The organism is Cesiribacter andamanensis AMV16 (assembly GCF_000348925.1).
GTDB classification, from domain to species: Bacteria; Bacteroidota; Bacteroidia; order Cytophagales; family Cyclobacteriaceae; genus Cesiribacter; species Cesiribacter andamanensis.
In genome coordinates this window covers 1-19,801 of record NZ_AODQ01000083.1, presented here as the reverse complement: position 1 = coordinate 19,801, position 19,801 = coordinate 1, and the positions used below count along the sequence as shown (strand labels likewise).

Annotated in this window: 21 protein-coding genes; 14 read left to right on the top strand and 7 right to left on the bottom strand. The window is 55.9% G+C overall.

The genetic code is table 11. The features are described 5' to 3' along the window. Positions 1 to 267 precede the first annotated feature (267 nt). From ADICEAN_RS14435 to ADICEAN_RS14420, 4 genes are all read left to right on the top strand, one after another. Positions 268 to 1,050 (top strand): hypothetical protein, encoded by a 783-nt coding sequence (locus ADICEAN_RS14435; RefSeq protein WP_009196365.1) that lies wholly within the window; start codon positions 268 to 270, stop codon positions 1,048 to 1,050. Positions 1,051 to 1,181: 131 nt separating this feature from the next. Further along, complete coding sequence (locus tag ADICEAN_RS14430; protein ID WP_009196364.1) at positions 1,182 to 1,562, top strand: DUF6678 family protein; 381 nt, start codon at positions 1,182 to 1,184, stop codon at positions 1,560 to 1,562. A gap of 219 nt (positions 1,563 to 1,781) precedes the next feature. Beyond that, complete coding sequence (locus ADICEAN_RS14425; RefSeq protein WP_009196363.1) at positions 1,782 to 3,275, top strand: alkaline phosphatase PhoX; 1,494 nt, start codon at positions 1,782 to 1,784, stop codon at positions 3,273 to 3,275. Positions 3,276 to 3,296: 21 nt separating this feature from the next. Then, on the top strand, positions 3,297 to 5,135 hold the full coding sequence (locus ADICEAN_RS14420) for a cytochrome-c peroxidase (RefSeq protein WP_009196362.1): 1,839 nt from the start codon (positions 3,297 to 3,299) through the stop codon (positions 5,133 to 5,135). 6 nt (positions 5,136 to 5,141) lie between these two features. Here the strand turns inward: ADICEAN_RS14420 and ADICEAN_RS14415 are convergent, their stop codons facing one another. Then, positions 5,142 to 5,603 (bottom strand): GNAT family N-acetyltransferase, encoded by a 462-nt coding sequence (locus tag ADICEAN_RS14415; RefSeq protein WP_009196361.1) that lies wholly within the window; start codon positions 5,601 to 5,603, stop codon positions 5,142 to 5,144. Positions 5,604 to 5,902: 299 nt separating this feature from the next. On the opposite strand from ADICEAN_RS14415, the gene ADICEAN_RS14405 reads away from it, so the two are divergent. Continuing rightward, complete coding sequence (locus ADICEAN_RS14405) at positions 5,903 to 6,094, top strand: hypothetical protein (protein ID WP_009196360.1); 192 nt, start codon at positions 5,903 to 5,905, stop codon at positions 6,092 to 6,094. A gap of 73 nt (positions 6,095 to 6,167) precedes the next feature. Here the strand turns inward: ADICEAN_RS14405 and ADICEAN_RS14400 are convergent, their stop codons facing one another. Together ADICEAN_RS14400 and fabF are read right to left on the bottom strand one after the other, a co-directional pair. Beyond that, positions 6,168 to 7,469, bottom strand: a complete 1,302-nt coding sequence (locus ADICEAN_RS14400) for a sensor histidine kinase (protein ID WP_083879743.1) — start codon at positions 7,467 to 7,469, stop codon at positions 6,168 to 6,170. 93 nt (positions 7,470 to 7,562) lie between these two features. Continuing rightward, positions 7,563 to 8,816, bottom strand: a complete 1,254-nt coding sequence (fabF, locus tag ADICEAN_RS14395; RefSeq protein WP_009196358.1) for a beta-ketoacyl-ACP synthase II — start codon at positions 8,814 to 8,816, stop codon at positions 7,563 to 7,565. 122 nt (positions 8,817 to 8,938) lie between these two features. Between fabF and ADICEAN_RS14390 the strand changes: the two genes are divergently transcribed. The 4 genes from ADICEAN_RS14390 (at position 8,939) to ADICEAN_RS14375 (ending at position 11,766) form a co-directional block, all read left to right on the top strand. Then, on the top strand, positions 8,939 to 9,523 hold the full coding sequence (locus tag ADICEAN_RS14390) for an RNA polymerase sigma factor (protein ID WP_040397377.1): 585 nt from the start codon (positions 8,939 to 8,941) through the stop codon (positions 9,521 to 9,523). Further along, the gene (locus tag ADICEAN_RS14385) at positions 9,486 to 9,881 is read left to right on the top strand and encodes a hypothetical protein (protein ID WP_009196356.1); all 396 of its coding nucleotides are present in this window, start codon (positions 9,486 to 9,488) and stop codon (positions 9,879 to 9,881) included. Before ADICEAN_RS14390 ends, ADICEAN_RS14385 begins: the two co-directional genes overlap by 38 nt. Before the next feature lie 177 nt (positions 9,882 to 10,058). Further along, the gene (locus ADICEAN_RS14380; protein ID WP_040397376.1) at positions 10,059 to 10,955 is read left to right on the top strand and encodes an outer membrane beta-barrel protein; all 897 of its coding nucleotides are present in this window, start codon (positions 10,059 to 10,061) and stop codon (positions 10,953 to 10,955) included. A gap of 16 nt (positions 10,956 to 10,971) precedes the next feature. After that, entirely contained in the window at positions 10,972 to 11,766 is a 795-nt protein-coding gene (locus ADICEAN_RS14375; RefSeq protein WP_009196354.1) for a SprB repeat-containing protein, read from the top strand. 200 nt (positions 11,767 to 11,966) lie between these two features. On the opposite strand, the gene ADICEAN_RS14370 is transcribed toward ADICEAN_RS14375, so the two are convergent. Together ADICEAN_RS14370 and ADICEAN_RS14365 are read right to left on the bottom strand one after the other, a co-directional pair. Continuing rightward, positions 11,967 to 13,121, bottom strand: a complete 1,155-nt coding sequence (locus ADICEAN_RS14370; RefSeq protein WP_009196353.1) for a trans-sulfuration enzyme family protein — start codon at positions 13,119 to 13,121, stop codon at positions 11,967 to 11,969. 121 nt (positions 13,122 to 13,242) lie between these two features. Further along, positions 13,243 to 14,169: a cation diffusion facilitator family transporter gene (locus ADICEAN_RS14365; RefSeq protein ID WP_009196352.1), complete on the bottom strand. Its 927-nt coding sequence runs from the start codon at positions 14,167 to 14,169 to the stop codon at positions 13,243 to 13,245. A gap of 61 nt (positions 14,170 to 14,230) precedes the next feature. Here ADICEAN_RS14365 and ADICEAN_RS14360 point away from each other — a divergent pair, with 61 nt between their 5' ends. From ADICEAN_RS14360 to ADICEAN_RS14345, 4 genes are all read left to right on the top strand, one after another. Continuing rightward, entirely contained in the window at positions 14,231 to 15,718 is a 1,488-nt protein-coding gene (locus ADICEAN_RS14360; protein ID WP_009196351.1) for an FAD-dependent oxidoreductase, read from the top strand. Positions 15,719 to 15,772: 54 nt separating this feature from the next. Next, complete coding sequence (locus tag ADICEAN_RS14355) at positions 15,773 to 16,177, top strand: endonuclease domain-containing protein (protein WP_009196350.1); 405 nt, start codon at positions 15,773 to 15,775, stop codon at positions 16,175 to 16,177. 326 nt (positions 16,178 to 16,503) lie between these two features. After that, a complete protein-coding gene (murQ, locus tag ADICEAN_RS14350) occupies positions 16,504 to 17,325 on the top strand; it encodes an N-acetylmuramic acid 6-phosphate etherase (protein WP_009196349.1) in 822 nt (273 codons plus the stop codon). Next, a complete protein-coding gene (locus tag ADICEAN_RS14345) occupies positions 17,312 to 17,878 on the top strand; it encodes a hypothetical protein (protein WP_009196348.1) in 567 nt (188 codons plus the stop codon). Before murQ ends, ADICEAN_RS14345 begins: the two co-directional genes overlap by 14 nt. A gap of 51 nt (positions 17,879 to 17,929) precedes the next feature. On the opposite strand, the gene ADICEAN_RS23920 is transcribed toward ADICEAN_RS14345, so the two are convergent. After that, the gene (locus ADICEAN_RS23920) at positions 17,930 to 18,640 is read right to left on the bottom strand and encodes an endonuclease/exonuclease/phosphatase family protein (protein ID WP_040397373.1); all 711 of its coding nucleotides are present in this window, start codon (positions 18,638 to 18,640) and stop codon (positions 17,930 to 17,932) included. A 98-nt stretch (positions 18,641 to 18,738) separates the two neighbouring features. Next, entirely contained in the window at positions 18,739 to 19,158 is a 420-nt protein-coding gene (locus ADICEAN_RS14335; RefSeq protein WP_009196346.1) for a DUF4345 domain-containing protein, read from the bottom strand. A gap of 88 nt (positions 19,159 to 19,246) precedes the next feature. On the opposite strand from ADICEAN_RS14335, the gene ADICEAN_RS14330 reads away from it, so the two are divergent. Continuing rightward, positions 19,247 to 19,801: AraC family transcriptional regulator ligand-binding domain-containing protein (locus ADICEAN_RS14330; protein ID WP_040397369.1), on the top strand; the 555-nt coding region annotated here is incomplete at its 3' end.

The following is a 19,801-nucleotide window of genomic DNA, read 5'->3' as shown; positions in this document are numbered from 1 at the left end:
AAAAGGCTAGATTATACAAGCAACCCGAGCCTGGGCAGAAAGGTTTGTAAGTGATTTTGTTAGGGGAATTAAGTGCTTCTAGAAGTAGTTTTTCTGGTAGCCCTCCTGTAAAAATATGGAAGCAGAGTCTGATAAAGGCGATTCAGTTGGCTCGATCTTTGTTAACAAATAATATGTGTCTCGAATTTTTAAATCCCTATTCAGGGATGTTGTCTTGGCGATTTATTCAGGCGAAATTGATCCGTTCCCACAATAAGTGCTATACCTATGAAAAGTACCTTTTTTCTGATTGTTCTACTGGGGGCTCTGTTAGGCGCCTGTGAAGGTTCCGATTCGGGGCCGGATAAACTCTTTATAAAGGAAATTGAAATACAAGAAGGTCAACAGGGCAGGAAATTATTTTTCAGGTACGAACACCATAAGCTTATCCAGTATTTGTCCCTGACAAATGACCAACTCAGGGTACAGACAGATTTTGAGTATGCTGACGGTAAATTGAAAAAAATTTTTTATCAATATGACGGCAGGCTACGTTCCTCAGAACTTTACTATCATCCCAACGGCACCGTCAATTTTGAAATAACTACCTGGAGTAGAAATGGAGTGAATTCTGAAGATACTACCCAGGTATTTTTTCACTATGATGATAGCGGCAGACTTGTTTCTAAAAGGGAAACGTACAACAACCCTCCGCCCTTTTACACCGAACGGGAAATTGAGTTTGATTGGAGCAATGGAAACCTCGTTCAGATGAGAACTTACAGCATCCAACAGGAGGGTAGGCGTCTGGACCTTACGACTACCTATACCTATGACGAATCTAGAAATTATTCAAATCAAGATATGGCGTTTGCTTATCTGTCGGTTTATTCTAGCGAATATGCACTTTCCATAAATAATGTAGTTTCGAGTGAGGAATACTTTGGTGATACGATAGTCCCCAGAGGATTCTATCAATTCAGGTATAATAATAAGGGGTATCCCAGCGAGTATACCTATAGCGTATCTGTAGAAGATGAGCCCCTTTCTAATGCGCAGATACGGTACTAAGGGAATATACCAGCTCAGCCGCAGCCGTTGGGGAGCCGGCAGGGCTGCTGCTCCCGGCCTGGAAAAATCCTGAGGTGCTGGGGTAACCGCCCCCTTTCTGCAGATACCCCTTATCCAACAAACAAGGAGACATGCAAAATAAAGAGCTAGCTGCCTATATAGCGCAACACCAGCTGGTAGCGGTCATGAACACCACCAAATGGAACGAACTGATCAGCGAATTAACGGCCGATCCGGCCTATGAACCCCGGGTGCGCATCAAGCTTCTGTTTGATGATGAAAATACCGGCGGTTTCTCGCCCGTATGGTGGCACCTGGTAGAAGAGCAGGGCTTCGAGTACATCGAGTGGCTGGAGATCAACCCCATAAAAGAGGAACAGCTCGGGAGACTAGTAGCCCCCAGGAAAAAGGATTATACGGCCTTTATCCAGCAGGGCCTGGACAAGCATGCGATTCCCTATGAACTCAGCAATGGTATTTTCAGGATCACTGGTTACCTGAGAACCCGCTGAGCTAAGGGGCAGCCTCCTGCAGCATGAGCAATAGCCTATTCGGGCTGTTTTCAGCAAGCAAGGAAAACAAATTGCCTTTGGGTTAAAGAGTCCCGGCCAAACATCATGCGGGCATAACAACAGTCCCTTCAACCTTTACGATCCTTTGATGTGCCGATAACCATGTGGTAATGGCAGAGCGCTAGTTTTGTTGCAGTTCAACAAACAACTCTCAAGCACATGATTTTTAAAAACGTACTTTCCCTGGCGGCTGCCTCGCTTTTTTTTATGACGTCCTGCGAGCAGCAACTCACCCAAGAAGCGCTTGACCAAAACAGTGCTGCCAACAAAAGTGAAAAGCTTAAGAAAAAGGATCTGCAGGCCTATTCGGTTACCCCTTCCTTTTTAGCCCTCCACCCGCAGTTCAAAAATGTTGAGATCTACCCCCTGATTTCTTCCGAAGACCGCCTGCCCAATTCGCCCGACTTTGTCTATGGCTCCATGACCGATGGCCTGGGTCTGCTGCGCAACCAGGAGGGGGGCTTTACGCTCATCAATAACATTGAGGCCGATTATGCCATTGCCCGCATTACCTTTGATGAAAACTTCAGGCCTGTACATGGTGAGCATATTCTGAACGCAATTGCTACTGCAAGTACGGCCCAGTGTTCGGGTACGCTCATTACACCCGAGGAGCATGGCTTTGGCCCCCTCTACCTGTCCGGTGGTGAGTGGGGTGGTTCTTCTAAAGGGGTATTTCTGGTGAACCCCTTTCGGGACGCTGCCAGCGCCGATGTGCCCGAGATGCTAACGACCCTGGGCCAGTGGTCTACCGAAAATGCCGTGCCTATTGGCAAAGATGCCTATCCTGGCAAAACCGTTATTTTTATTGGCGATGACCACTCCGATAATGCGGTGCCCTCCGGCCAGCTGGGCATGTATGTGGCCGAAACGGGCGATTTGCACGGCGGCAAGCTTTATGGCCTGAAAGTAACCTCCGCCGGCGTCGACTATGAAATGGACATGCAAGAGGGAACTTCCTACGACATGGAGTTTGTGGAACTGACCGAAACCAACATCGACCTGCTGGATGCCGAAGCCAAGGCCAAGGGCGTTATGGGCTTCTCCCGCCTGGAGGATATTGACTGGCGCCGGGGCAGTGCCAAAAACAACCGCGAAGTATACTTGGCGGTAACTGGCCGCAAGCATGCCGCCCTGCAGGGCAAAGGCACGTTCTATGGCCGTGTTTACAAAGTGGAGCTCAACGACGCCGACCCTACCAAAGGGGGTAAAATTACCTGTGTGCTGGATGGCGATAAACTGGATGGCAAGGCCAAAGCCTTCCACAGCCCGGATAATATTCTGGTGACCCGCAACTATGCCTACATTCAGGAAGACCCCAACGGCTATCCTGATACCCCCGACAAAGCGCACTTTGCCCGCCTGTATCAGTATAATCTTAATACCGGCGAACTAAAGACCGTACTGGAGTGCGATCAGGAAACTGCAGCGGCACAGGGCTATGGCAGGGTGAACGACACCTGGGAAATTACCGGCATGATCGATGTATCGGACATTTTGGGCATTGAAGGCACCTTTTTGCTTGGTGTGCAGAATCACGGCTGGGTAAAGGCCGATGGCACCCCCTTTACTGATCCCAAAGCCAATCTCAATGTGGCTGGTAGCGCAAAGGAAGGTAGCCAGTTGTTCCTCATCAGAGGACTGAAACGCTAATCAACCGATATTTTTAGTCGCATGATGCATTTGCAAATGATCAAAAAAGAGACTTATGGCATCATAAGCCTCTTTTTCCTGATTCTGGCCACCAGTTGTAGTGCGCCTTCGCCTACCGAAGAAGTAACCGCCAGGGCTTTTCAGGAAATCGAAGACCTCTACCGAAGCGACCTTACCGCCTGCATTATGGCCCTGGAGCAGCTGCAGCAGCCTCAGGACGCTGACCAACAGCAGGCCCTTTTCCGCAGGGCCCGCATGCACTTTAAGTTGGCTGAGCCCATGCTGGCCTTTGCCGAGCAGGAGAACTACCGCTTTCTCAACCAGCCCAACATTCTTAAAATAGAGGAAGAAGATTTTACCGATATCAAACGCAAAGCCCCCTCGGGCTTTCAGGTGCTGGAAGAGCTTATTTTTGATCCCGGCGCAGATGCCGAAAGCATTGGCCGCCATGCAGCCCAGGTAAGCAACCGCTTGAAGCTGATCCGGAAGAATACCCGTTTTAGCAGCTATCTGCAGTATCATTTTTTGTGGATGATGCGCAATGCGCTGGTGCGGGTAGCGCTTACCGGCATTACAGGCTTCGACTCGCCGGTGCAGGAAAATTCGCTGGAGGAAAGCGCCTTTGTGTACCGGCGCCTTAAGAAATACCTCTCCCTGTTTAAGGGAAATTTTCGCAATCCAGCCCTGTTGGAAGCCTGGAACCAGCAGTTCGATTCCAGTCTGAAGGCCCTTCAGGGCAATTTTGAGGCGTTTGATCGCTATACCTTTTTAAAAGACCACACCCATGCCCAGCTGGCACTCTGGGTACAGACAAAAGACGATTGGAACGTCAGTTTCCCCTTTACTTTGGCTCTGGAACACGATGCCAGCTCTCTGTTTACCAGTACTACCTTTAACCTGGCCTATTTTGAAGAACGCCCCTCCGGCCCCCTTACCAAAGAAAAAGTGCTGCTGGGCAAGCAACTTTTTCATGACCCATCCCTATCGGCCAGCGGCGCTCTTAGCTGTGCCAGCTGCCATCAGGAGGCACGTGCCTTTACCGATGGTAAACAACGGGCTGATGGCCAGCTGCGCAACAGCCCCAGCCTGAGTTATGCGGCCTTGCAGCGGGGCTTTTTCTACGATAAGCGTACCAGCAGTCTGGAGGGGCAAATTATCTCCGTGGTGAACAATCAGCAGGAATTTCACTCCAGCCTGGAGGACATGGTGCAAACCGTACGCCAGCAGCCCGCCTATCAACAGGCTTTTGCGCGTTTGTATCCGCAGCAGGAGATCAGCGACGCCCGCATACGCCATGCCATTGCCAGCTACATTCGCAGTCTCACTCCCTTTGATTCCCGCTTCGATCGGTCTATCGACGGGCTGGAGCAAAGCCTGAGCGAGAGTGAGATTCGGGGCTTTAATTTGTTCAGTGGCAAGGCCAAATGTGCTACCTGCCATTTTGCGCCGGTCTTTAACGGAACAGTACCACCCGAATTTTCCGAAACCGAACTGGAATTGCTAGGGGTGCCGGATGCCCCCGATACTGTTGGCGCCCGCATAGATCAAGACCCGGGCCGCTACCAGGTCTATGGCACCGAAGAGCGCAAGTTTTTCTTTAAAACCCCCAGCCTACGGAATAGTGCGCATACAGCCCCCTATATGCACAATGGGGTGTATAACACGCTGGAAGAAGTGCTGGATTTTTACAACCGGGGAGGGGGTGCTGGCATTGGTATTGCGCTGGAGCACCAGACCCTGCCGCCCGATGCCCTGCAGCTGAGTAAGCAGGAGATAGCTGATATCATTGCCTTTTTGGGCAGCCTTAGTGACCGCTACCTGGAGCAGCCTGCAGGGCTGGCGGCCTCGCCACAGCCCTGAGTCTATTTAAAACCGGATCTCCATCTTGAGATCCGCCCGGGCATAGGTGCCGGGCTCTACGGGTACTTCCTGAAAGCCCAGCGTGCGGTAAATGCCAATGGCCGGCGCCAGACTTCTGTTGGAATAGAGCAGCAGGCAGCCGGCGCCGGCTGCCCGGGCCCGGTCTATGGCGGTCTTGCACAGGAATTTGCCGGCGCCCAGCCCCTGATAGGCCGGGTCTACGGCCATTTTGGTAAGCTCCAGTACTCCCGGGGCGTTCCACTTAAGGGCGGCCGTACCAATGATCTGGCCCTGGTATTCTACAAAAAAGATATCGCCTCCCTTTTGCAGGATGGCTTCATCGGGATGCTCCAGCACCCACTGATCAATGGGCTCCAGGCGAAAGTACTGCTCGATCCAGGCCTTGTTGAGGCGCTCAAAATAGGCCTGCAGGTGGGGCTGATAGGGGCGGATGCTAAAGGAGCTCATAGGCGCTACAGCGTGGGGTAAAAAAGGCAGACGCGCTTCCCTACCATGGAGATCGCTGCTACTGACAAAGGTAGTTCATTTGCAGCGTATTTGGGAAGGGCAGCTGGCGAAGAAGCTGTAGAGGGTGTGCGTGTTCAGAAAGGGGCCTTGTGCCAAAGAAGTATCTGGGCAAGGCGTTTGCTGATGTTTTCTGGGTATAGCCTTAAGCGTGAAGAAGTTGCGGGCTTTGCGATAAAGTAAGCCTGTAAAAAGTGTATAGCAGCTGCAACTGCCTGCCGCCTGCAGGCGTAAAACGACCTATGCCTTTATTAAGCGCTCCCCTTTTTCAGCAAGCCTTCGGGCTGGAAGACGTCAGCCCCTCTTCACAGCAGCGCTATGAGGCAAAATTGCAGGATTATCAGGCAAGGGAATGGCAGCTGATGCAGCAAAAAGAAAGACTGGAAGCCCGGCAGCAGCGCATTTCTCAGCTAAAAGGACGCTACAACTTCTGAAAGGGCATCCGTATTTCCCCTCCCTTTGGTTTCTGTCTCTGGGGTGCTAATCTTTCTGTACCGGCAAGGCTTGCTAGCCTCTCATGGATAAGGGCGCCTCACTGGGCGCCTTTTGGGTGTTGGCCAGGGGTATCCACACATGAAAGGTAGATCCCCGGCCGGGGGTTGATTCGGCCATGATGCTTCCCCCCAGTTTTTCCAGGGTTTCTTTCACCAGGTATAGGCCCAGGCCGGAGCCGCCGGAGCGCTCATCGCCGCGGTAAAACATCTCAAACATGCGGGCCTGTATCTGGGGGTCAATGCCGGGGCCATTGTCCTGTACCCAAAGGTGCAGCTGCTGCTCTTCCTGCCGGGCGCCCACCAGTACAAAGGGGGTGGGGTGTTGCTGCCGGTGGTACTTGATGGCATTGGCTACCAGGTTGCTTAGAATGGTAAGAATACGTTCTTTATCCAGCAGCAGGGGCTGGCCAATGTTTACTTCCTGGCGAAGGTCCAGGTTGGTGCCTCCCTGCAGGTAGCGATGGGTGGTAAATACCTCCGAAACCAGCTTGCCCAGCTCAAGAGGCTCGGGTGCTAGCGGTAGCCGGTTGTTGTGGGCGTAGATGCGAATGTCGTTGATAAAGCTCTCCAGGTTGTGTACGCGGTTGCGCAGCATGTTCAGGTAGGGCTCTATAGGCTCATGTGATTTCTTGTTTTCCAGCAGTTGCAGCAGGCCCAGCATGGAGAGCAGGGGAGCCCGCAGGTCATGGGAGGTGCTGTACACAAAACGGTCCAGCTCTTCATTGGTCTTGCTCAGCAGCGCATTTTGCTGCTCCAGTTCCTGGGCATTTTGCTGCAGCCGCTGCTCGGCCAGGTAGTTGGCCTGCGTAATGGTGCTGAAGGAAAAGTAGAGCATGGCCCCGGCTGTAAGGAAATTGGCAATAAAGGAGAAGCGATCGGCTTCTTCCTGCAGTTCCACACTTCCCAGCAGCTGATAATCGGTAAATTCCAGCAACAGAAAGCAGCCCATCATAAACAGGCTAATGGCAAGTTTGGCCCGGTGCTGCCGATAATCAAAGAGCACAAAGGCCAGGCTCATCATGGGCAAGAACAGTAGGTTTAGGCCATTGGCTGCCGGAATTACCGAGCCATAGGCCATGAGCACCAGGCTTAAGGAAACAAGAATGCCCCAGCGCACCAGCTGGTGATGCCCCATGCGGTTAAGGCCGTAGAGAAACAACAGCCAGAGCGCAATGTTGATATCGGCCCCCACCACGGCCCAGGAAGCATAGACGGCATCAATGCCGGCATGCAGCATAGCAGCGCCCGCACCTATAAGAAGTAGGCGGTTAACCAGGAGAGCCCGTTTGCTGCTGATGGAGACCGATTGCGACATGAAGAGGCGTCGATGCTGAAAAACAAAAACCTTTACAATGCTACTGCATTTTTGCCTGTAAGGGTATGAGTTGTAAGAAATTAGCCGAGATTGTTATTTTTTCCAACGCTTAAGCAAAAGGCTGGCATTGTGCCCCCCAAAGCCAAAACTGTTGCTCAGGGCATAGCCGAAGCTGCGCTTTGTTGGCCTGTGCAACAGAAATTGCCCGGCCTGGGGCAGTGCCGGATCTGTAGTGGGGGTACTGGCGGTATGGGGTATGATTTGTTGATGAAGCGCGCAGGCCGTGGCAATGGCCTCTATGGCACCGGCTGCTCCCAGCAGGTGGCCGGTATGCCCCTTGGTGCTGCTGATGTAGGGCTGCCCGGCCCCCTGGCCAAATAGCTGCGCCAGGGCATGGGCCTCGGCCAGATCGCCGGCAGGGGTGGAGGTGGCATGGGCATTTACATAGCCCACCTCCCGGGGCTGGATGCCGGCTTCTTCCAGCGCCCACTGCATGCTCAGCAGGGCGCCTTTGCCCTGAGGCTCGGGGGCCGTGGGGTGCCAGGCATCGGCGCTCATGCCGCCGCCCACCACTTCGGCATAGATGCGGGCGCCCCGGGCCAGGGCGCTCTCCAGTCCTTCCAGCACCAGGGCGCCGGCCCCTTCCCCAATCACAAAGCCATCCCGGTCGGGCGCAAAGGGTCGGGAGGCGGTCATGGGGTCCTGGTTGCGGCGGGAGAGGGCCTTCATGGCATCAAAGCCCCCTACCCAGGCAGGGGTGATGGGAGCCTCTGAACCACCGCAGAGCATCAGCTCGGCCTTGCCCAGGCGCAGGTAGGTAAAGGCTTCTATAATGGCTGAGGTGGCCGCCGCACAGGCCGATACGGTGCCAAAGTTAGGGCCCCTGAACCCATGACGCACCGCCAGCAGGCCGCTGGGGGTATCCAGCAGCATTTTGGGAATCATGTAGGGACTGTAGCGGGGCGGCTGCTGGCTGGCGGCATTGGCCCGGATCTCCTGCTCAAAACTTTCTACCCCGCCATTGCCCGAGGCCCAGATCACCCCACAGCGCAGGGGGTTGAGGGAGGAGGGGAAAATGCCGGCATCCCGCAGGGCCTCATCGGCGGCAATGAGGGCGTACTGGCTAAAGCGGTCGGTCTGGCGCAGGGTTTTATGGTCCAGGTAATCGCCCGGGCGAAAGTCCTTCAGCTCACAGGCCATGCGGCTGCGGTAGCCCCGTGTATCAAAACGAGTTATGGGACCGCCACCGCTTTGGCCCTCCAGCAGGCCCGTCCAGAAGTCGGGCACACAAAGGCCAATGGGGGTAAGGGCGCCCATGCCGGTAATCACAACGCGCTGCAGGTACATGGCCCAAAAATAACCCAGCGCGGCGGGCTTTAAAAAATAATGATCCTCCTAAAAACTATTTTTATTCCGATACGCAACCCTTTTTGCGTACCTTCTCGTGTTGGTGCAGAATTTACCAGGGTGTGAGCGCAGGCGAGCATATACCGCAGCATCTGCTGGAAGGCTGTCTCAAGCATGACCGTGCTTGTCAGCAGGCCTTCTATGCCCACTATTATGGCTATGCCATGAGCATTTGCCTGCGTTATACGGCCAGCCGGGATGAAGCACAGGATGTTCTCAACGACGGTTTTCTAAAGGTGTTTACCCGCCTGGAACAGTATGACAGAGCCCGGTCGCTGAAGGGGTGGATTCGCCGCATTCTCATCAATACGGCCATTGATACCTACCGGCAGCAGCACAAGCACTTCTACCACGATAGCCTGGAGGTGCTGCAGCAGCAGGAGCTGGGCGATCCCAGTGCGCTGGACCAGCTGAGCTATGAAGAGCTGCTGGGCCAGATCCGGGCCCTAACCCCCGCCTACCGGGCGGTATTTAACCTCTATGTGCTGGATGGCTATACTCATGAGGAAATAGCAGACATATTGGGCATTTCGATAGGCACCAGTAAATCAAACCTATCCCGGGCCCGCCTGCAGTTGCAGCAACGTATACAACAACCAAAAAAGGAGCATGGAAAAGCAAAGGTGGTCGACAGAGCAGTGGGATGAGCGCCTGCGCCTGCGGATGCTGGAGCTGGAACAACAGCTCCCCGATACCGCTATGGATCCGGCCGCCTGGCCCGCCATGGAGGCCAAACTTGCAGCTGCCCAAAACGGGGCTGCCAAAGAAGAAGCAGGCAGCAAGAGGCGATTCCTGCCCTGGTGGGGATCGGCAAAGGCGGCTCCGGGAGTGGCGGCTCCCCGAGTGGATGCTCCCGGAGTGGTGACTCCCGGAGCACATACCGTACGCATGCAGCGGGCTGTGCGGCTGGCTGCTGCCATTACCGGCCTGCTCCTGCTGGCCGGGCTGGGCTGGGGGCTCTATGAGCAGCTGGAACCTGGTGAACTGGTCCAAAAAGTCTGCTGAGGGCCTGCCCCCTGCAGCAGAACAGACAGGGGCACCGCAGCCGGCGCATCATCCTTTGGCTACCCACCAAAGGGGGGGAGCTGGACCCACTGATACGCCCCCGAACTGGCAGCCCCGCGTAGCCAGGCAGCTGGGCCTGCCCTGCCTGGCAGAGGCTCCTCAGCAACTGGCAGCCAGGTGGCACCGCAGGGAGTGGTGGCAGTACAGCAGGCCAGAGCGGAGGATAGCAGGAAGCGGGCGCATGCGCACCCCCAGGCCCCGGACCCTGAAAAAGGGGTAGCCTCCCCCTCCAAACAGCTTTTACCTGCCTCTCAGGTTCCTGCGCCTGCCCGTATGCCTGCCCTGGCAGCACGGGAGCCTGAGCTGGCAGCCGGGCAGCCAAAGCTGCCGCCTGTGCAGGCCCTGCTGACTGAAGCCGATCCGCAGCCTGCCCCCCCTTTGTCAGCAGAAGCACCTTCGGTAAAGGTTGCGAAAAAGCCTGCTGCGCACCGCTGGAGCTTGTCCTTATCGGCCATGCCCGACATGAGCCAGGTGGGCAGCTTCTCTACCTCCCGGCTGGGCGGCGGAGGGGGGCTGCTGCTGGGCTACCAGCTGGGCAACCGGCTGCGGCTGCAGGCTGGCGCTCTTTATGTGCGCAAGAATTATGAGGGGGCAGGCGGCTTTACCCCTTATGGAACCGGCGGTGGCGGCTATGGCAGTGGCTACGGCGGCCAGAAACCGCTTTCGCTCAATGCCCGCTGCAATGTGCTGGACCTCCCCCTGAGCCTTCAGTACAGCTTTGCAAAGGTGCGCACCCTACGCTTCTATGCAGCGGCAGGCCTATCCAGCTACCTGATGCTTTCGGAGCGCTATGATATCACCTACCCCTATTCTACCACCACCTATGCCTACCGCAATGAGAACAGGCACTGGCTCAGCATTCTGAATGGGGGGGTAGGGGTAGAAACTCCCCTGGGCAACCGCCTGCACCTGCAGGCCGAGCCCAGCTTTCGGCTTCCGCTGCAGGGGGTGGGCGCCGGTGCACTGCGCTTAACCTCCTTTGGGCTGCAGCTGCAAGTTCGCTACGATCTGTAACCTAATTCTTACGACCATGAAAAACAGCACCATTTTTTTGCTGGCGGGAGCGCTATGCCTTTTTGCCTGCTCCGAGGATGAACCGCAGGCCGATCCCTGCTTGAGCAATCCCCCTGCCATTAGCGCCGCAACCCCAACATCGGCCAGCTGCGGCCAGGCCAATGGACGCCTGGTGATAGCCGCCAGCGGAGGCACAGCCCCTCTGGAATACAGCATCAATGGGGGTGCCTATCAAAGCAGCTCTACCTTTGAGAACCTCGCCATGGGTAGCTATGCCATTAGTGTGCGGGATGCAAATGGATGCACGGCCAGCCTGCAGCAATCCATTGCCGAAAGCTCCGATATGGAGGTGATGGCAACCGTAACCACTGCTGCAGGCTGTGGCACCAGCAATGGCGCGCTTACCATCACGCTCACCGGTGGCACGGGTCCCTTTACCTATAGCCTCAATGGCAGCAGTTTTCAGGCCGATCCGCACTTTACAGGTCTGGCTGCCGGCAACTATACGCCTACCGTGCGGGATGCCAGCAACTGCTCGGCCAGCAGCCCTGCACGGGTTATGAGCGGCACCAGCTATGAGGCAGAGGTGCGCACCATTATCCAAAGTAACTGTGCCATTTCGGGCTGCCATGCCAGCGGTACCCCGCAGCCTGATTTCACCAATCTCTCAACCATACAGGCCCGTGCTGCCGATATCAAGACCCGCACCCAAAACGGCAGCATGCCGCCGCCGGGCTCAGGGGTAAGCCTAAGCCAGGATCAGGTAGCCGCCATCGCCTGCTGGGTAGACGATGGCGCACTGGATAATTAGGGGGCAGAGGGGTATGAGGTATGAGGTATCGGGTATCAGGTATGGGCAAGGTCCCATGCCATACGTACGTGCTGTAGATACCCTTTTCTCTTCTCAAAGCAGTAAACTATCCTCTGACGATAAGGCCTATAAACCGCTGGCTGCATCAGTTACCACCCCATGCCTCATCCCCCATACCCCATACCCCATTCCCCAAACCATCACCCCAGCGCCTGATCCAGGTCGGCCATCAGGTCTTCGGCGGCTTCAATGCCTACCGAAAGGCGCAGCAGGCCGTCGGAAATACCCGCTTGTGCCCGCTCCTGGGCGCTCATTTTCAGGTGGGAGGTATTGCGGGGCGAGCAGATCAGGCTTTCCACACCGCCCAGGCTCAGTGCGGGCATAATGATCTGCAGGCGCTCCAGCAGGGCATCGGCCGCTGCGCCGCCGCCGGCTACCTCAAAGGACAGCATGGCGCCAAAGCCCAGCATCTGCTCTTTGGCCAGCTGGTGCTGGGGGTGCGAGGGCAGGCCCGGGTAATTTACCTTTACTACGCCAGGGTGCTGCTCCAGAAATTCGGCCAGGCGCTGGGCATTCTGCGTCTGGCGTTCTACCCGTATCTCCAGGGTCTTCAGGCTGCGCTCAATCAGGGCGCAGGTTTGGGCATTCAGGCTGCCGCCGGTGTTTACCGCATGCGGAAAGAGCTTTTTCATGGGGGCACTCTTGCCCAGCAGCACGCCAAAGCATAGGTCGCTATGGCCGCCAAAGTACTTAGTGCCGCTGTGCATCACCACATCTACCCCCAGCTGCAGCGGCAGCTGGTTAATGGGCGAGGCAAAGGTATTATCAATAAAGCTCAGCAACCCCCGCTCCCGGGCCAGGCGGGCTACGGCGGCGATGTCGGTGAGTTTTAGCAGGGGGTTGGAGGGGGTCTCCATGTACAGGGCCCGGGTGGAGGGCTCTATGGCCGCGGCATAGGCCTCGGGCGTGGTATCGTCTATCAGTGTAAAATTGATGCCAAAGCGGGGCAGTTCCGTGCGGAAAAAATTGTAGCTGCCGCCGTAGATCTCTTTGGGGATCACCAGGTGATCGCCCTGCTGCAGCAGGCCCAGCACCATGGCCGAAATGGCCGCCATACCCGAGCTGAAGAGCAGGCCCGCTTCGGCCCCCTCCAGGGCACACAGTTTGTCTACCACCGCCTGCTGGTTGGGGGTATTGAAGTAGCGGGGATATTTGTTTTTTGCAGGATCGCCATAGCCGAAGGCCGAGGAAGTATGAATGGGGGTATTGACCCCTTTAACGTCGCCATCGATCTGGGTGCCGCTGTGTACGCACTGCGTTGCCGTGCGCCAGCCCTGGGAAGTTGGTGTGCTCATAAGCCGAAAGATAGCAAAAGAGGAAGTTAGTTGGTGGCCAAAAGGGGGTATTTAGATTTTAGTCCGACGCTCCGATAAGCCGACCCTATTTCGGCTGCAGCAGCACAGAATTACCAGGACGTTAGGGAAGCGGGCAGTGGTCGCCGCATTCATCCGGATTGTAATCCAGCTCAATGGTGCTGTGAAATTCACCAAAGGCGGTAATCAGGCGGCGCATTTCCCGTTTGAGGGCGTGCTGCCCCTCGGGCGAGAGGTCGGGCGCCACCAGGGCGTGCAGGCTCAGGATGTGGTGGGTGCCCTCCAGCGACCAGATGTGCAGGTCGGTGATTTGCAGGACCCCCTCCAGGCCCTCCAACTGCTGGCGGATCTTGCCTACCTCCACCTCGGAAGGCGAGCGCTGCACCAGCAGGTAATATACCTCCCGCAGGTTGCGGAAAGCCCCCACAAAAATATAGGCCGCCACCAGCAGCGACAGAATGGGGTCGATGATGTAGTAGCCGGTATAGTAGATGATGACCGCCCCTACGAGCACGGCCACCCAGCCCAGGGCATCTTCCAGCAGGTGCAGGGCTACCACCCGGCTGTTTACCCCCCTGTTGCCGCGCAGCTTCAGCACGGCGGCCCCGTTTACCAGCACGCCCAGCACGGCCAGGGCCATCATACCGCCTGCTTCTACCGGCTCGGGCGCATAGAGGCGCGGCACGGCATTGGCTACCACCCACAGCGAGCCCAGCAGCAAAATAAGACCATTGAGGCCTGCACTGATCAGCGGCAGGCGCCGCAGCCCAAAAGTATAGTTGGGATCCTGCAGCTTCTGGCCCGCCCGTTTTTCGGCATAATAGCTCATGCCCAGGGCCAGGCTGTCGCCCAGGTCGTGCACCGCATCCGAGAGAATGGCCAGGCTGTTGGTAAGCAGGCCGCCCACAATTTCGATGAGCGTAAAGCTCAGGTTCAGCAGCAGGGCCACGCCTATGTTGCGGGTATTGCCAGGGCCCTGAGCATGCCCTTCCTGCTGGTGATGGTGATGGCCGTGATGCGAGTGCCCCATATTTCTAAAAACAACGCTCTCTTTGGCAAAGTTACCCCTATAACCAAAACTGCAAAAGCCTATGACAAGCTCTTATTGGGAACGAGACACCAGCCGAAAAATATATGCCCCCCTTCAGAAAGACCTGGAGACGGAAGTGCTCATTGTTGGCGGCGGCATCACCGGCATCGTAACCGCCTGGAACCTGATGCAGGCCGGCAAAAAAGCCGTACTGGTAGAGGGCGACCGCCTGGGAAGCGGCGTTAGCGGCCATACCACCGCCCATCTGAACATTTCAGTAGATGCCGAGTATGCCCGCATTGTCAACGACTTTGGCGAGGAGGTGGCCAAACAGGTAGCCGAAGCGGCCAGCCTGGCCATTGAACTGGTGGGCAAGATCGATTCGGCCCACCAGCTGGGGGCCCATTACCAGAAAGTGCCGGCCTATGACTGGGCCGAAACCACCCAGGAGATCATCGAGCTGCAGCGGGAGCTCAAGGCCGCCCAGGCGGCCGGCATCCGCGCCGAAGAAGTGGATGATCTCAATGCCCTGCCCTTCCCTACAGGCATGGTGGTTCGCTGGGAGCCCAATGCCCGCTTTCACCCCCTTAAATTCATCTACGGGCTGGCCGAGGTACTGCTGAAAGCAGGGGTGCAAATCTATGAGCAAAGCCGGGTGATTGACCTTACGGAAGAAGGGGATGCCATGGAGGCCACCCTGGAAAATGGCACCACCATCCGGGCACAGCAGGTGGTGCTGGCTACGCACAGTCCCATCTTCATGCATAGCGTTCATCCCCGCATGGCCCCCTACCGCTCCTATGCCCTGGCGGTACGCACCCGGCAGGAGCTGCCCGACTACCTTTTATACGACATGAAAGACCCCTACCACTACATCCGCAAAGAAGCCGATGGGGTGGTGATCATTGGCGGCGCCGACCATAAAACCGGCCATGCCGAGGATGAAAATGACCACCTGCAGCAGCTTAAGGATTGGACCGAAGAGCGCTTCGGCATCGCCGAGTACCTGGCCAGCTGGTCGGCGCAGGTCTTTGAGCCGGCCGATCGTATGCCCTTTATCGGCCGCAGCCCCAGCCAAAAGCGGGTGTTCTACGGCACGGGCTACTCCGGTGATGGCACCCTGTGGGGCACCTTTGCCGGCTACCTGCTGTCGGACCTCATTACAGGCAAGGAGAATAAATGGGAGCGTATTTTCAGCCCTTCCCGCCTCAACATCTCGGCCGAGGCGGGCGATTTCCTGAAGATGAACATGGAGGTAGCCAAAGATTTTGTGGCTGACCGTTTTCAGTCCGATGCCTCCGATGTGAAGGAAGTAGGGCTGGATGATGGCAAGATCATCCGCCAGGGGGTGCAGCAGTATGCTGTGTACCGCGATAAACAGGGCGGCCTGCATGTGATGTCGCCCACCTGCGTACATATGGGCTGCGTGGTGCAGTGGAACAAGCTGGAAAAAACCTGGGACTGCCCCTGCCATGGCGGTCGCTACAAAGCCACCGGCGAGCAGCTGGAAGGCCCTCCGGCGCATGGCCTGCGCAAGGCGGACTTGTAAATAAGAGAGGCTTTTGCTCCGATAGGAGCAAGCCTCCCTCAATCTCTCCGAATAATGCCTAAAAAAGCAGTGCCACATCAGTATCATCACTACAACCCACAGCTGAAGCATCCGGCTCGCAGGCTCCGCACAGATGGCACGAAGGCCGAAGCCAGCCTGTGGAAGTGGGGCCTGCGGGCTAGCCAGTTGAGGGGTTATGCCTTTAGAAGGCAGCGTCCGGTGTTGCACTACATAGCCGACTTCATGTGTCAGGAGCTGATGCTGGTGATTGAGCTGGATGGATGTACCCATGCCTGGGAGGAAGTAGCCCAGCGGGATGCCCGAAAGCAGGCAGATCTGGAAGCCGCCGGCTTTACGGTGCTGCGTTTTACGGATGAAGAGGTTTTGACGCAGATGAACAGCGTGATGGCCAGGATCGAGGTATATATTGATTCGTTTGAGGCAGGCAGGAGGGGGTAGGCGCATACCGTAATTATTCCTCCCCCCTACCCCCCTCCAAAGGGGGACAATCGTACCGTACCGCTACTGTAGGCTAACAACTTTAGGCTAGGATGAATGAATTAAACAGAAGTAGCAGAAAGAACATAGATAAATGCAATCTGTAATGTATGGCTAACAGCTGTCCCCCTTTGGAGGGGGTAGGGGGGAGGCTGATTGCGAAATGCTGCAAAAGTAGCTTCCCTATCTAGTCTTTGCCCCTTGCACCAAGCCCCAAAGCCCGTATCTTTATATTCTTTTTAGGCCTAAGCCACCAGAGAAGTCCCCCTTTTTTAAGAAGAACCCATATGTCAAGCATCACCGAATCCAGCTCCCATTACAACCAGCTCGAAAACATGAGCGTGCGGGAGCTGCTGGAGAATATAAATAGAGAAGATAAAACCGTACCCCTGGCCGTAGAAAAGGCTATTCCGCAGATTGAGGCGCTGGTGGCCCGGCTGGTCGCCCGCATGGAACAGGGGGGCAGGCTGTTTTACATTGGTGCCGGCACCAGCGGACGCCTGGGCATCGTAGATGCCTCCGAGTGCCCGCCTACCTATGGGGTACCCCACGACTGGGTGATTGGCCTCATAGCCGGCGGCGACCAGGCCATTCGCAAGGCCGTTGAGTTTGCCGAAGACGATCGCCAGCAGGCCTGGAAAGACATCGAAGCCTACCAGCCTACTGAGCTGGATACAGTGGTGGGCATTGCCGCCTCGGGCCGCACCCCCTATGTGATCGGCGGGCTGGAAGAAGCCCGCAAACGCGGCCTGCTGACGGGCTGTGTGGTCTGCAACCCGGGCTCGGCGGTGGCGGCCGCCTGCGAGTACCCCATCGAGGCCATCGTGGGGCCGGAATTTGTGACCGGCAGCACCCGCATGAAGGCCGGTACGGCCCAGAAACTGGTGCTCAACATGATCACCACCTCTACCATGGTGCGCCTGGGCCGGGTGCGGGGCAACAAGATGGTAGACATGCAGCTGAGCAACAAAAAGCTGGTAGAGCGCGGAACCCGCATGATCATGGACGAGTTAACCATCGAGGAAGCAGCGGCCGCTTCCCTGCTGCAAGAGCACGGGTCGGTCCGCAAAGCCGTCGATTTTTACCGTCAGCAGCATGCACGTCATTGAACCTTTTTATAACTGGCTTAAATACTACAACGTAGCCGAAGATGCGCAGTCGCCCTACTTTGGGAAGGAGTACAATTATGAGCTCTACACCGATGCCATCTACAACTATTACATCGATCCGGCCTGGGATTTTCTGGGCTCCGAAACCTTATATTTTAAAATTCTCTGGGCCGATTATGACAAGGGCTATGTGGTGATGGAGTTTCTGGGCGAGTGGAATGATGCCATCAACAACGACATCATGCACCTGAAGCGCAACATCATTGACCACTTCACCCCCCTGGGCATCAATAAATTCATCCTTATCGGCGAAAATGTGCTCAACTTCCACGGTTCCGACGACTGCTATTACGAAGAGTGGTTTGAGGATGTGGACGAAGGCTGGATTGCCGGCATCGGCTTCCGCGATTTTGTGCAGCACGAAATGAAGCTCTACAATGTGGATGCCTACATCAACATGGGCGGCCAGCTGGAGGTCATCAACTGGCGCACCATGAAGCCCCAGCTCTTCTGCGAGCATGTGAACAAGCTGGTGACGTACCGGCTGGGGTAGATTTTTGTGAGAAGACGTACCATCCCTTATCGGGGTGGAGAGGGGTATGGATTATTTCTTGAATTCACCAATGATGGGGAGGTGATCGCTTAATCTGAGCCATCTATCAGATTCTCCAATCTCCAGTTTTGTGAGGCTATTCTTAAAGACTGGGCTACCAAATAAATAATCAATGTGATAGGGTCGCTCAGGCTTTTTATGGTGATAATAGGTGGGGTTCGTTTCTTTGCCCTGTTCCTCCCGGGTAAGGGCATGGTACAGGCTCTTAATACCCATCTCGCCTAATTCCCGTACCACATCCGAGTGGCTCCACCACCTGTCCCATGTATCCCAGATGGCATTGCTGTTGAAGTCCCCGGCAATAAGGAGGTTGCTGAAGTGTGCCTTGTTTACCTGCAGGTATTTCCAGAACTGACCAATATAGCCAAAGGTGGGTGAGTTATTTTGGTGTGTCCAGACAGCCAAAAGCGTAAATTCCCTATTCACTAAACAGGGAAGAAAGTATTTAACCCTATGGTCCATATAGGTATCGCTCCAGGGCAAAGGAAGAAGGCTATGATTTTTGGTGGAAAAGATACCAAGTCCCCTGTTTTTAGTGTCTCCGATCCAGAGGTGATGGTGAGCCCACTGCCTATAGCCCGGGTGCTTTGATGCTGCTGGATTTTCGCATTCCTGAATGATAAACAGATCTGCATCCAAGTCTGCGAGATACTCAAATTTCTTCCTTAGCGCACCATTGCAATTCCAGCTTACAATCTTCAAGTCACTAGTATTTTAGGTTTTTCTTAGGCTGAACCTACAGCAAAACCCCTGAATATCCAATATCCAGGGGCAGGCAAGGGGGTAAGGGTGCTTGTAAACTATGCCACCTGTACGTTGCCGGCAACCTTAGCGGGCTGCCGCAGCCATACCAGCAATCCCCCCGCCAACAGGCCGGAAATGGCTTCGGTCATGATCCAGCTGGTGATGAATTCGTTGGGGGCGCCATCGGCTACGATGCCCGACACCCGGCCGATGGTGTAGCCCAGCGTATAAAGGCACACCAGCCCCAGGGCCGACTCCCGCTTGTAAAAGGCGCCCCAGAGGCAAAAAATACCAAAGACCAGGTGCAGGCCCCCATAAACCGCCCGCATGGAGCTGCTGGCGCTGGCGTTGGTCAACTCAATGCCTACCTGGTCCATGGTGCTTTGGGGATCGATCAGGGTCTCAATGCCCACTTTGGTAAAGGCAAGGGCCATAAGGCCCAAAAAAATGCCGATGGTGATCTTCTTCGCTTTCATGCTGCTTTTTTTTATACAAAGAAAGGGGCTAAAGTGCCGCAGCAAAAGTGTATTTTGCGTCAGGAGCAGGACATTTTACGACAAGCTAATGTACGCTATCATGCCGGTGATCCGGGGGATTGTATACGGGGCGGCCCGCCGGGGTGCTTCGGCAGAACTTCTGTGCCAGCGTGCCGGCTTACGGCTTTCCGATCTGGATGAGGGGGAAAAACGGGTGCCCCATCCGATAGGCATAGCCGTATGGGAGCAGGCCCTGCTGCTTACCGGCGACGAAACGCTGGGCCTGCACCTTGGCCAGCAGGCTTCGCCGGGCATTGTGGGCATGATCGGCCACCTGATGCAAAGCAGTCCCACCCTGGGCGAGGCCTTCCGGCAGCTGGAGCAGTATAACCTGCTGGTAACCGACATGCTTTTTTACACCGCGGCTGTAGAAGGCCCCCATTTTGTATGCCGCTATGGGCCTGCAGCCGAATGGCTGGCCCTTTCGCCCCATACGGCGCAACAGGCGGTAGCCCAGGCCATGACGGGTACACTGCAGGTGTTTGGGCTCCTGAGCAGCCAGCCCGTACGCCCCTTGAAAGTGAGCCTGCAGGCCGAAACCCGCCACCGCCAGGCCTATGAGCACATCTTTGGGGTGCCGGTA